This is a genomic window from Gammaproteobacteria bacterium (assembly GCA_016716465.1).
Taxonomy (GTDB): Bacteria; Pseudomonadota; Gammaproteobacteria; order SZUA-140; family SZUA-140; genus JADJWH01.
The window spans coordinates 355646-368412 of record JADJWH010000001.1 but is presented as its reverse complement, the minus strand read 5'-3'; the positions used below and the strand labels follow the sequence as shown (position 1 = coordinate 368412).

Here is a 12767-nt window from a genome sequence, read left to right as displayed (position 1 = left end):
GGTATCATGGCGCCTTATGGATGAAGAACTCGGTTTGCCGGGGGACGCGACGCCCGGACGCGACGTCTATTCGGTCTCGCGCCTGAACCGCGAGGCGCGCGAGCTGCTCGAGTCCGGCCTGCCCCTGTTGTGGGTGGAGGGCGAGCTGTCGAACCTCGCCCGCCCCTCCTCCGGCCACCTCTATTTCTCGCTCAAGGACGCGGCGGCGCAGGTGCGCTGCGCGATGTTTCGTAACCGCAACCAGCTGATCCGCTTCCGCCCCGCCGACGGCATGCAGGTGCTGGCGCGGGCGCGCGTCAGCCTGTACGAGGCGCGCGGCGACTACCAGCTCATCGTCGAATCCCTGGAGGAAGCCGGCGACGGCGCCCTGCGCCGCGCCTTCGAGCAGCTCAAGCAGCGCCTGCTCGCCGAGGGTCTGTTCGAGGCCGAGCGCAAGCAGCCCATTCCGGCGCTGCCGCGCCGCATTGGCGTGATCACCTCACCGACGGGCGCGGCGATCCACGACGTGCTCACCGTGCTGCGGCGGCGTTTCCCGGCCATCCCGGTAGTGGTGTACCCGGTGCCGGTGCAGGGCAAAACGGCGGCGCCCGAGATCGCGCGCATGATCCGGCTGGCCTCGGCGCGCGCCGAGTGCGACGTGCTGATCCTGTGCCGCGGCGGCGGTTCGCTGGAGGACCTGTGGGCCTTCAACGAGGAGATCGTCGCGCGCGCCATCGCCGACTGCGACATCCCGCTCGTCACCGGCATCGGGCACGAGGTCGACGTCACCATCGCGGATTTCGCCGCCGACCTGCGCGCGCCGACGCCTTCCGGTGCGGCGGAAAGCGTCAGCCCCGACGGCGCCGACTGGCTGCGCCGGCTGGATCGCCTGGACGAACGCCTGGGCGATGTGACGCGCGCGGGTCTCGCGCGCCGCGCCGAGCGGCTGCAGTGGCTTGTCCGCCGCCTGCAGCAACAGCACCCGGGCCAGCGTCTGCGCCAGCAGGCCCAGCGCCTTGATGAACTGGAACAACGGCTGCTGCGCGGCATGCGGTCCGGGATCCGGCGCAGATTTCTGTTGCTGGATCACGGACTCGCGCGGCTGCTGCGCCATACGCCGCTGCACCGGGTCGAGCGCGCGCACGAGCACTGTGAACACCTCGCCCAGCGCCTGCGCGAGCATTTGCGGCGCCGCCTCGAACGCCATCGCGACCGCATCACCGGCCTCGGCCGCGCGCTCGACGCCGTGAGCCCGCTGGCGACGCTCGGCCGCGGCTACGCCATCGTGCGCCGCCCCGACGGCAGCATCGTGCGCGACGCGCGCACGCTCGGCGTCGGCGACAGCGTCGAGGCGCGCCTCGCCCGCGGCCGGCTGCTGTGCGACGTGAAGGAGACGCGGGATGAGTAGGCGTGAAGAAGGGGACAGATTTGAAATCTGTCCCCGGCGGGCTGCTTCGAAGTGGACGGGGACGGATTTGAAATCCGTCCCCATCTCGCTGCTAATGCTGCTGCTCTCCCTGCTCATCGCCGTCACCGCGCATGCCCGCGAACTCCCCGCCACTGCGCCGGTGCCCGGCGGCATCGCGTTCATTCCCTTGCCGGCGAAAACGGCGGAACCGCCGCACGCGTTTTACGCCGGCCGGCGCGTGCTGGTGGCGCGTGACGGCGAGGACTGGGTCGCCGTGGTCGGGCTCCCGCTCGAGACCAAGGTAGGCAAACACTGGCTGTACCTCGGCCGTCCGGACGACAAGGCGAACACCCTCGCCTTCACCGTGCAGGGCAAGCAATACGCCGCCCAGCATCTGACCATCACCGACCAGCGCAAGGTCGAGCCGCTGGCGGAGGATCTGAAGCGCATCGAGGGCGAGACGCGTCATATGACGGCGATCTACGACCGCTGGGAGGAGCGCCCGCTCGGGTTGCCGGCCTTCGACCTGCCGGTGCCGGGCGTGCAGAGCAGTCCCTTCGGACTACAAAGGTTTTTCAATGGCTTGCCGCGCAAACCTCACAGCGGGCTTGATCTCGCGGCCCCGACCGGCACCCTGGTCCACGCCCCCGCCGACGGCGTCGTGGCCGACACCGGAGAGTACTTCTTCAACGGCAACAGCGTCTTCCTCGATCACGGCCAGGGCCTCATCACGCTCTACTGCCACCTGAGCGAGATCGATGTGAAGGCGGGCCAGACGGTGAAGCGCGGCGACCCGATCGGCAAGGTCGGCAAGACCGGCCGCGCCACCGGCCCGCACCTGCACTGGGGGGTGAGCCTGAACGGCGTCCGCGTGGACCCGGCGCTGCTGCTGAACGTGCCGGTGCCGCTGGAAAACTAAACAAGGGGACAGATTTAAATCTGTCCCCATCCGCCCCGAAAAACAAAAGGGGACGGACCTTCCCGTCCGTCCCCTCTCGTTTTGTCGATCGCTCCCTTCCTATCATGCCAGGCTCAGGGGCAAGGCCTGAACCCGGCGTGCCCGGTTCGTTTAACGCGAACTGATCCCGCCAGGGATCAGTCCGCGCTCCTGCAAGGCGCCGAGGATGACCTTCGTATAGCCGGGGATCTCTTTCGAGAGTGTGGCGGGATCCGTCGTGGCGGTTGTCGCCGACCAGACCAGCTTCGCATCACTGGTGCGCCACAGGCTGGTTTCGACCTGGACGACTTCATAAGTATAGACGGTGGGAGGCGTGACGATCGTCGCGCCACCATAGTATTGATAGACTCCGTACGGATATCCGGCGACCGGGACCACCGTGGCATAGCCCGGCGAGAATTCCGACTTGTGCTTGATGTCGACCACCCGCGCGATGATCACGCCGTCGGCTCCCACCTGTTTGACCGCCTCCTCCAGGTCGCTCTTGCCGGGTTTTGCCGTCTCCGGCAGCAGGGTGTAACTCTGCACCGCCTCCAGCCCCTTGGCGCGCAGCGCGGTGGAAAACTCGTCCTCGAAGATGCGGCGGTTACCTTCAACCTCCGAAATGCCCACCACGATCAGCTTCTGAAACGGCGCGCCCTGAAAGTCCGGATCCACCCAGGCGTTCGTCAACCGGGTCGAGGTGGCGCATCCGGCGGCAAGCACGGCAAGCAGCAACAAAGACACGTTACGGAGTATGACGTTCATGATTTCCTCGACTGGTATGGGTGGCACGATCAAACGGCATATTAGCGATTATTGGCCGCCGGAGATACCGTGCCCGCGGCTGTCGACGGACTATTTGCAGTTGCCGCTGCAGCGTACCACGACTTCGCCGCAGGTAACGGCCTCGAAGTTTCCACTCAGCGGCATATCGACTTCGGTGCCGCTGTGCCGCAGGATCGCCTCGTTGCATTGCGACTTCGAGGTCACGTAGCGCACCTGGGACACCCAGTTGACATCGGTGCAGTCCGGCGTCCCGACGCCGAAACGCATGCCGACCTCGTACGTCCCGCACATCAGACCGCGGTGCTGGACCTCGCCTTCGACGTGCCAGGTGCCGTCGCGCTTCAGCCAGGCGGTGAAGCGGTTGAACCGGAAATCCTTGCGCTGGAGGGTGAATCCGCCCAGGTCGCCCTTGGGAAACTGCGCGCCGGCCTGCTCCCGGCGCTCGGCCGCGGTAACCTGCGAGACCGGCGCCGCGCATGCGAGCAGGGTCAACAGCACGAGCGTGCCGCGCAGACACATCGCCCAGTGACCGGTCGGGTCGAACGGCGCCGCGGTGCGGAATTTCATCATCGATCTCCTCGGTAACCGCGCGGTCGCATCCATCGGAAGATCCGGGGGTAGCCGTTGCCACGTCGCCGCGCCACGCGAATTGTACGGTGGGCCGGGGACGCAATCAAACCGGTCCCCGGTCGTCCGCGCACTTCTCAGAACCCGGCACGCAATCCGGGTATAATAGCGCCCGTCATTACGGGCACTGAGAGATTCGGATTGATGAACATTGTCACCAGAGGGATCGCGATCGCATCGCTGTCGACCGTGGTCGCCATGGGCTGGGCCCAGGATAAGCTGGAACCGGTATTGAAGGATCGCGGGCGGCATTTTCAGACCGAGGGCGAGGTCATCCCGGTCGAGAAGGATGGCATCCATGACCCGGACAATCCGTCCGTGGCGGTCCTGCAGCCGCCGGCCGAGGCGATGACCGGCTTCCCGCGCGACAACGCCGGCATCGTCGACTGGGTGCAGGCGATCAAGCAGGGCTACATCGAACCGCGCGCGGACCTCGAGGGCGTGACGACGAAGCAGACGCTGGATCTCGACATCATCTTCACGAACACCGGCACGATGCCGAACGTCCGCTTCCCGCACCTGTCGCATACGCTGTGGCTGGACTGTTCCAACTGCCACCCGGCCATCTTCGTGCAGCAGAAGGGCGCCAACAAGATCGCCATGAACGACATCTTCCAGGGCAAGTTCTGCGGCGTCTGTCACGGCAAGGTCGCCTTCCCGCCGACACTGAACTGCGCGCGCTGCCACTCGGTGCCGAAGGAGAGCGCCAAGTAACCGTACCGGCTGCGGGGACAGAGATAACTTCGGGGACAGATACCGGCGCAGGGGACAGATTTATGAATCTGTCCCCGATGAAGATCCTGGAATTTTTACTCTGACCCCAAATTCCCGAATTCCCGCCTTGCGGTCCTCGTGCTCGAGGATGGAGGGACAAAACCGCGGGACGCTAGTGACCCGGCTTGCGGAACCTGAAGATCATCTTGTCGGTCTTGCCGCGCACGGCCCCATCGAAGACCTTGAGGGTGTGGTCGTCGGACGGATTCCGCAGGGCGTCCGATTCGGCCTCCAGCACGAAACCCGCTTTCAGCACCTCCTGCTTGACCACCTCGGGATCGATCCGGTGCAGCGTCCCGGCATCACGCAGCCCGGAACCGGCCGCGGCGACATGGTCCAGCACGAGGTAGACGCCGCCCGGCTTGAGGGCGGCGAAGATGGAGTTGTTCACCGCCGCGAGATCGGCCGGACCGAAGAAATCCAGATGCAGGTCGTGGTAGTTCATCGACGTCCAGACCAGGTCGAGCGGCTCCGGCGCGGGGAATCGATTGACCGGCGCGCGCACCACGGTGACGTTGGGGAACGCGGGATCGGCGGCGATGGCCTTGACCGCCTGATCCGCCTTCCACTCCTCGAGATTCTCCTCCGGCACCACCGCATAGACGTGACCGGACGGGCCGACGATCTTCGAGAACAGCCGTGTCGCATAGCCGCCGCCCGGGATGAAATCCGCCACCTTGTCGCCCGGTTTGATGCCGGCGAAGGACAGGACTGCGAGCGGCTTGCGGTTGGCGTCCTGGGCGCGGTCGGATGCCGGCCGGGCCGGATCCGCGATGGCGGCGGCGATGGCGGCATCGGGATCGCCCGCGAGGACGAGTCCGGAATGACCGGCCAGCGCCAGCGATAACACGGAAACGAGGACGGCGAATTGGCGGGACATACGCGACTCCCTGTCAGGAAAAGTTCAGTCTATGTCAGACCCTGTTCAGCGTAAAGACTGCGGCATCCCGCGGGTGCGCTCCGCGGTAATCACGCCCCCTCGAAGAAATCCACCTCCCCCGTCTCAAGGGAATACTCCGCACCGACGATCAGCAGGCCCTCGCGCGCGACGAGGTCCTCGATGATGTCGGAGCCGTGCCGCAGATGATCCACCGAGGCACGCACGTTGGCGCGCACCGCCTGGGCGACCAGGGCATCGTGATCGTGCTTCAGCTCCGTCGCGAACAATGTCTCCACGGAGGGGCGCACGCGATCGACGATGGAGCGCAGGTTCTTCGACTGGTAGGACGCGGGCCGGCTCAGCTCATCGAGCGTGGCGAGGATGGCGCCGCACTGGGTGTGCCCGAGCACGACGACCAGCCGGGTCTGGTATTTCGTGGCGGCGAACTCGACGCTGCCGATCTGCGAGGGCGCGACGATGTTGCCGGCGACGCGGATCACGAACAGGTCGCCCAGCCCCTGGTCGAACACCAGTTCGGCCGGGACGCGCGAGTCGGAACAGCCGAGGATGATCGCGAACGGCCACTGGCCGGCCAGCAGATCGACGCGGCGCAGGTGGTGCTGCGAGGCGTCCGGATTGCGGACGTTGGCGACGAAGCGCCGGTTGCCGTCGCGCAGGCGCTGCAGGGCTTCATGGGCGGGGATCACGGTGGCGGCCTCCGGGAAATCGTGAACGGATCAGGTACACAGGCGGACAGGTTACCGGGCGGCGGCGGCCATGTCGATCAGTCCGCCTCCCGCTCCAGGTCGCAACAGTGCGATCCCTTCTCGAAGCCCTCGCCCTCCGCGCTCAGGATCTCCCCGGTGACCGGGTTGGGACGGAAGGTGGTGCAGCCCTTGAGTCCCTTGTCGTAGGCATATTGATAGACCTCGCGGAAGGCGGCGAAGTCGTAGTCGCGCGGGATGTTCACCGTCTTCGAGATCGCGTTGTCGACATAGGGCTGCACCGCGGCCTGCATGTCGACGTGCACGCGCGGCGGCAGGCGGCGCGCGTCGACGAAAACCTCCGCCGGCATGACCGCGCCGGGCTTCAGCTCCGCCCACAGCGCGCGGGCGTAATCCCGCAGGCCGTATTCGGTGTAGCTGCCGTCGAGCTCGAGCACGCGCCGGCGGTAGTCGAAATCGAACACCGGCTCGATGCCGCTGGAGACGTTGTTGGCGAGCAGGCTGATGGTACCGGTGGGCGCAATCGCGGTGAGGTGGCTGTTGCGGATGCCGTGCGCGCGGATGCCGTCGCGGATGTCCTCCGGCAGCGCGGCGACGAACGGCGCGGCGAGAAAGGCGTCGCGCTCGAAGAACGGAAAGGCGCCCTTCTCGCGCGCCAGGTCGATCGAGGCGCGGTAGGCGGCGTGGCAGATCGTGCGCATCACGCGCGCGGCGAAATCCAGCGCCGAGGCGCTGTCGTAGGCAATGCCGAGCAGGATCAGCGTATCGGCGAGCCCGGTGACGCCGAGGCCGACGCGGCGCGAGCCGCGCGCCTGCGCCTCCTGCGACGCGAGCGGGAAGCGCGAGGCGTCGATGACATTGTCGAGCAGCCGTGTCCCGACGCGGGCCACCCGCTCGACGGCGTCGAAATCGAATTCGGCGTCGGGCTCGAACGGCCGCTTCACGAAGCGCGTCAGGTTGATCGAACCGAGGTCGCAGGCGCCGTAGGGCGGCAACGGGATTTCCCCGCAGGGATTGGTCGCGCTGATGTGCTCACGGTAACGGAGGTTATTGAACTCGTTGATGCGGTCGATGAACAGCACGCCGGGCTCGGCGTAGTCGTAGGTGGCGCGCATGATGCGGTCCCACAGTTCGCGCGCGCGCACGCGGCGGATGACGCGGCAAGGCACCGCCTGCGTCTCGCCCGACCACACGCGCATGACCGTCTCGCCGGCCGCATCGCCGAAATCGCGATCGGGAAACACCAGCGGCCAGTCGGCATCGGCGCGCAGGGCCTCCATGAAGGCGTCGCTGACCAGCACCGAGAGGTTGAAATGGCGCAGCGCGCGGGTGTCGCGCTTGGCGTCGATGAAGGCCTCGATGTCGGGATGGTCGCAGCGCAGCGTCGCCATCATCGCGCCGCGCCGCGCGCCGGTGGACAGCAGCGTGGCGCACATGGTGTCCCAGATGCGCATGAAGGACACCGGGCCAGAGGCGACGCTGCCGACGCTGCGCGCCGGCGTCCCCGCGGGGCGTAGGGTGGAGAAGTCGTAGCCGACGCCGCCGCCCTGCTGCAGCGTGATGGCGCCTTCCTTGAGGCCGTCGAAGATGCCGTCCATCGAATCCGCGACCGTGCCCATCACGAAGCAGTTGAACAGCGTCACGCGGTGGCCGGTGCCGGCGCCGGCCTGGATGCGCCCGCCGGGGAGGAAACGGAAGTCCCGCAGGATCTCGAGGAAGCGCGCCTCCCAGCCGGCGCGGTCGACGGTCTCGACCGCCGCCAGGGCGCGCGCGACGCGGCGCCAGGTGGCCTCGATGTCGGCATCGCGGACGCCGTCGGCCTCGCGATGGCGGTACTTGCTGTTCCAGATGTGACGCGAGATGGCGGCGGTGAAATACGCGTTGTTCGTTCCGGCCTCGGCCATCGCTGCGTCCTCAGTGGCGTGCGCGTTTCCCCGCCTGACGGGTCCTCGCCCGGCCGCGGCGCCGCTGCCGCGCGGTCGGCGGCGACGGCCGGTTCTGGTAGGGATTGGCGCCGGTGCGGAATTCGATGCGCACCGGCGTCCCCTCGAGTTCGAGCGCCTCCCGGTATACGCCTTCCAGGTAGCGCCGGTAACTGTCGGGCACGGCCTGGGTCTGCGTGCCGTGGATCACGATCAGCGGCGGGTTGTTCCCGCCCTGATGGGCATAGCGCAGCTTGATGCGCCGGCCGCGCACCAGCGGCGGCGCGTGACGCTCGATCGCCCGCTCCAGGATGCGGGTCAGCATCGGCGTCGACAGCTTACTGTTACTGGCATGATACGCCGCGATGATCGTCTCGAACAGGTTACCGACCCCGCTCCCGTGCAGGGCGGAGATGAAATGCACGCTGGCGTAGTTGATGAAATCGAGCTTGCGTTCGAGCGCCGACTTCACGGCGAGCCGGTCCTCGGGACTCATGCCGTCCCATTTGTTGACGGCGATCAGCAGCGCCTTGCCGCTCTCGATGATATGGCCGAGCAGCTTGACGTCCTGCTCCGCCACGCCCTGCTGCGCGTCGAGCACCAGCAGCACGACGTGGGCCTCGGCGATCGCCTGCAGCGTCTTGATGACGCTGAACTTCTCGATGACCTCGTGGACGCGGCCGCGGCGTCTGACGCCGGCGGTATCGATCAGGGTGTAGCGCTGGCCGTCGCGTTCGAAGGGGACGTAGATGCTGTCGCGCGTGGTGCCGGGCTGGTCGAAGGCGAGCACGCGCTCCTCGCCGAGCATGCGGTTGAGCAGGGTGGACTTGCCGACGTTCGGGCGGCCGACGATCGCGATCTGGATGCCGCGCTCCTCCTCGGATCCGGCCTCCCCGTCCGGCCCGGGGCCGAACTGCTCGAGCACTTCCTCGATCATGTCCTCGACGCCGTCGCCGTGCGCCGAGGAGACGCAATGCACCGCCTGCAGGCCGAGGGACGCGAATTCCGCCGTGATCAGCGCCGGCGTGAGGCCTTCGGCCTTGTTGACCACCAGCACCAGCGGCTTGCCGGAGACGCGCAGACGGGCGGCGATCTTCTCGTCCACCGCCGTCAGCCCTTCGCGCGCGTCGACCAGGAACAGCACGGCGTCCGCCTCCTCGACCGCCTTGTGCGCCTGCGCGGCCATGAGGCGGTCGACGGCATCCGCCGCCTCGCTGAGGCCGCCGGTGTCGACGACGATGTACGGGCGCTCGCCGACGCGTCCGGTGCCGTAGTTACGGTCGCGCGTCAGCCCCGGATAGTCCGAGACCAGCGCGGCGCGGCTGCGTGTGAGCCGGTTGAAGAGGGTCGATTTACCGACGTTGGGACGTCCGACCAGGGCAATGACGGGTTTCATGGGACCCTGGACGATCTTGGGGACAGATATATAAGCGAATTGGGGACAGATTTATAAATCTGTCCCCGGGCCGTGATGATCAGGGACAGATTTACACATCGGTCCCTGATCTTCCTTTTATCCGTCCTCATGATTTCGGATCGATCCGGAGGGCGTGCAGCGCGCCGCCGACGGTCTGGATATACATGGCGTCGTCGGATACCACGGGCGCGAGCGTAATCGCATCCTCATTGATGCGAAAACGCGCGACGAAATGGCCGTCCCCGGCGGAGAGTCCGTGCAGGTAGCCCTGCTGGTCGGCGACGTAGAGCGTGCCGCGATACATGACCGGCGCGGTGATCACGCGGCCGGCGAGCTTGTCCTGCTGCCACAGCACGGCGCCGCTGCGGCGGCTGATCGCGAACACCTTTCCGTCGTCCTGGGCGAGATACAGCGCGTCGGAATCCTGCGCCATGTCCTGGGCGGTGGAAAGCTCGCGCGACCACAGCACGCTGCCCGCCACCGACGTCAGCGCCGCCAGCCGCGCCTGATAGGCGGCGGCATAGATCACGCCGTCGACCAGCACCGGACTGGAATCGATGTCGACCATGCGCTCCAGTTCCGAACGTCCTTCGGGGACGCCGACCGTGACCTCCCACAGCACCTCGCCGCTCTCGAGCGAGAGCGCCGCCAGCTTGCCGTTGGCGAAACCGGCGAACACGCGTCCCTGGTCGATCAGCGGCCGGCTCGCGCCGCGCAGGCTCAGCGGCGGGACCGTGCTCGCGTAGGACCAGAGCGAATTTCCGCTGGCGGGATCGATCGCGGTGAGATGGCCGTCGTTGGTGCGCACCACCAGCGCGCCCTCGCGCGCCACCGGGATGGCCAGCACCTCGCCGCTGAGCTGGGTCCGCCAGCGCACCGCGCCGGTGTCGGGGTCGAGCGCGATGATCTCGCCCTCGTCGGTGCCGACGTAGAGCAGACCCTCGCCCGCGCCGATGCCGCCCGACAACCGGATGGAAGCTTCGTCCGCGCCGGCGGGCGACGGCACCACGACGCTCCACAGCCGCCTGCCATTGCGCGCGTCGAGCGCGACCACGCGGTCGGGGCGATCGGAATAAAACAGGCGCCTGCCCTCCACGTACGGGGTCAGGGCCGTCACCTCGGGTTCGTGACGGACCTGCGGCTGGCGGTACCACAGGCCATGCAGGACCATTTCCCCCGCGACCGGCGCCAGATCGGGCGGTTCGACGCGCGGCTTGGCCCCGCTGCACGCGGCCAGCAGCGCGACGAGGAAGACGCCACACAGCGCCGCGGCGAGACGGCGGTACGAGGTCCGCGTATGATTCGGCATGGCCGCGATCACGACGTCAACCGGCGTCGAGGTTGTCGAGCTTGATCTTGAGCATGCGGGTATCAGCACCGGCGCCGAGCTTGTCCAGCGCGAGTTGGTAGGCCTGGCGCGCCTTGGCGGGCTGCCCGGTCTCGGCGTAGATGTCGCCCTTCAGCTCCGCGTATTCGGCGGCATACTCCTCCCCGTCCACCGGCTCGATCAGGGCCAGCGCCTGGGCGCCTTCACCCATCGCAAGCATCAGCTTGCCGAGGCGCAGACGGGCGATATGCACGAATTCCGGCAGTTTCGCGTGCTCGACCACCCACTCGAGTCGTGTACGCGCCGCGGGCAGGTCGCCCTTGTCGACATATTCCCGCGCCAGGATCAGGGCGGAAAGCGCCGCATAGGGGGTATGCGGATAGGTATCGATGATGTAGCCGCCGCGCTTTAGCGCCGCCTCGACGTTGCCGGCCCGCGATTCCACCTGCAACTGTTCGTATTCATTGGAGGCGGAAACCGCGAGGTTCCCCTGATGGACCATCCAGGCGCGCACGCCGAAGATGGTGACGATGCCGGCGATCAGGCCGTAGATCAGCGGATTGCGATAGCGCGCCCACCACTTCTTCAGGTCTTCGAGTTGCTCTTCTTCTTCACGACTGTACGCAGCCACGGATCTCTCTCCCGGTTCTTGTTCCGATATTCAGTGGGTCCTACAGCACCGCCGCCTGCAGGCGGCGGGCGAGTTCGCCGCGCGGCACCACTTCCTGCGGACGTTCGTCGCGCAGGTACTTCACGCCGACGACGCCGTTCACGAGTTCATCCTCGCCGAGGATCAGCGCGGCCAGCGCCCCGCTCTTGTCCGCGCGGCGGAACTGGTTCTTGAAATTGCCGCCGCCACAGTTCACGCACAGGCGCAGGGCGGGCAGCTCGTCGCGCAGGCCTTCCGCGAAGCCCGGCGCGGCGCGCTCGGCCGCCGCGCCGACCGCGATCAGATAGACGTGTGGCGCCGCAGCCGCGACCGGCGCCGCGCCGTCTTCCAGCAGGGCGAGCAGGCGCTCGATGCCGAGCGCGAAGCCGGCCGCCGGCGTCGCGCGACCGCCGAGCTGCTCGATCAGGCGGTCATAGCGCCCGCCGGCGCACACCGTGCCTTGGGCGCCGAGGCGGTCGGTAACCCATTCGAACACGGTCTTCTCGTAGTAGTCGAGCCCGCGCACCAGGCGCGGATTGACCTCGCAGGCGAGTCCCGCCGCGGCCAGCAGCTCGCGCAGGCCGGCGAAATGCTCCTTCGATTCATCATCCAGGTAGTCGCCGAGGGCGGGCGCCGCGGCCAGCAGGTCACGCAGCTCCGGATTCTTGCTGTCGAGGATGCGCAGCGGATTGGTATGCAGCCGGCGGCGGCTGTCCTCGTCGAGGCGCTCGTGATGGGCGGACAGGTACTCGACCAGCGCCGCCCGGTAACGCGCGCGCGACTCCGTCGTGCCGAGCGAATTGATCTGCAGCCGCACGATGCCGTCGATGCCGAGCAGGCGCCACAGGCGCGCGCTCAGCAGGATCAGCTCGGCGTCGATGTCCGGCCCGGTGAAGCCGTAGGCCTCGACACCCCACTGGTGAAACTGGCGGTAACGGCCCTTCTGCGGCCGCTCGTGGCGGAACATCGGGCCGAGATACCACAGCCGGCGCGTCTGGTTGTGCAGCAGTCCATTCTCGATGCAGGCGCGCACGCAGCCGGCCGTGCCCTCGGGGCGCAGGCTGAGACTGTCGCCGCTCAGGTCCACGAAGGTGTACATCTCCTTTTCGACGATGTCGGTCACTTCGCCGATGGTGCGCACGAACAGCTCGGTCTTCTCCAGCAGCGGGACGCGGATCTCCTCGTAGCCGTAGCCCTGCGCCAGCGTGCGCAGCGTCTGCTCGAGCGCCTGCCACGCCGGGGCGGCCTCCGGCAGGATGTCGTGCATGCCGCGGATTGCCTGGATGCCTTTGCTCAAGTGAATACCCGATCTGGTCTGTGTCCGCGCGGAAAC

At 67.5% G+C, this 12767-nt stretch carries 12 protein-coding genes; 3 read left to right on the top strand and 9 right to left on the bottom strand.

The annotated features are described in order from the left end of the window. Window positions 1–16 precede the first annotated feature (16 nt). Together IPM20_01760 and IPM20_01755 are read left to right on the top strand one after the other, a co-directional pair. On the top strand, window positions 17–1387 hold the full coding sequence (locus IPM20_01760) for an exodeoxyribonuclease VII large subunit (GenBank protein ID MBK9130357.1): 1371 nt from the start codon (window positions 17–19) through the stop codon (window positions 1385–1387). Window positions 1388–1481: 94 nt separating this feature from the next. Continuing rightward, complete coding sequence (locus IPM20_01755) at window positions 1482–2306, top strand: peptidoglycan DD-metalloendopeptidase family protein (GenBank protein MBK9130356.1); 825 nt, start codon at window positions 1482–1484, stop codon at window positions 2304–2306. 150 nt (window positions 2307–2456) lie between these two features. On the opposite strand, the gene IPM20_01750 is transcribed toward IPM20_01755, so the two are convergent. Next, window positions 2457–3092: a hypothetical protein gene (locus tag IPM20_01750; GenBank protein MBK9130355.1), complete on the bottom strand. Its 636-nt coding sequence runs from the start codon at window positions 3090–3092 to the stop codon at window positions 2457–2459. A gap of 90 nt (window positions 3093–3182) precedes the next feature. Beyond that, window positions 3183–3680: a hypothetical protein gene (locus IPM20_01745; protein MBK9130354.1), complete on the bottom strand. Its 498-nt coding sequence runs from the start codon at window positions 3678–3680 to the stop codon at window positions 3183–3185. Between the two features lie 204 nt (window positions 3681–3884). Between IPM20_01745 and IPM20_01740 the strand changes: the two genes are divergently transcribed. Next, the gene (locus IPM20_01740) at window positions 3885–4454 is read left to right on the top strand and encodes a hypothetical protein (GenBank protein MBK9130353.1); all 570 of its coding nucleotides are present in this window, start codon (window positions 3885–3887) and stop codon (window positions 4452–4454) included. Window positions 4455–4626: 172 nt separating this feature from the next. Here the strand turns inward: IPM20_01740 and IPM20_01735 are convergent, their stop codons facing one another. From IPM20_01735 to hisS, 7 genes are all read right to left on the bottom strand, one after another. Continuing rightward, window positions 4627–5394, bottom strand: coding sequence for a class I SAM-dependent methyltransferase (locus IPM20_01735; GenBank protein MBK9130352.1), 768 nt, complete (start codon window positions 5392–5394; stop codon window positions 4627–4629). An 89-nt stretch (window positions 5395–5483) separates the two neighbouring features. Further along, window positions 5484–6101, bottom strand: a complete 618-nt coding sequence (locus IPM20_01730) for a carbonic anhydrase (GenBank protein ID MBK9130351.1) — start codon at window positions 6099–6101, stop codon at window positions 5484–5486. Between the two features lie 77 nt (window positions 6102–6178). After that, the gene (locus tag IPM20_01725) at window positions 6179–8023 is read right to left on the bottom strand and encodes an adenosylcobalamin-dependent ribonucleoside-diphosphate reductase (protein MBK9130350.1); all 1845 of its coding nucleotides are present in this window, start codon (window positions 8021–8023) and stop codon (window positions 6179–6181) included. A 10-nt stretch (window positions 8024–8033) separates the two neighbouring features. Next, on the bottom strand, window positions 8034–9437 hold the full coding sequence (gene der / locus IPM20_01720; protein MBK9130349.1) for a ribosome biogenesis GTPase Der: 1404 nt from the start codon (window positions 9435–9437) through the stop codon (window positions 8034–8036). A gap of 127 nt (window positions 9438–9564) precedes the next feature. Beyond that, window positions 9565–10767, bottom strand: a complete 1203-nt coding sequence (gene bamB / locus IPM20_01715; protein MBK9130348.1) for an outer membrane protein assembly factor BamB — start codon at window positions 10765–10767, stop codon at window positions 9565–9567. A gap of 16 nt (window positions 10768–10783) precedes the next feature. Next, entirely contained in the window at window positions 10784–11416 is a 633-nt protein-coding gene (locus IPM20_01710; GenBank protein MBK9130347.1) for a tetratricopeptide repeat protein, read from the bottom strand. Between the two features lie 40 nt (window positions 11417–11456). Further along, complete coding sequence (hisS, locus tag IPM20_01705; GenBank protein MBK9130346.1) at window positions 11457–12731, bottom strand: histidine--tRNA ligase; 1275 nt, start codon at window positions 12729–12731, stop codon at window positions 11457–11459. Window positions 12732–12767 lie beyond the last annotated feature (36 nt).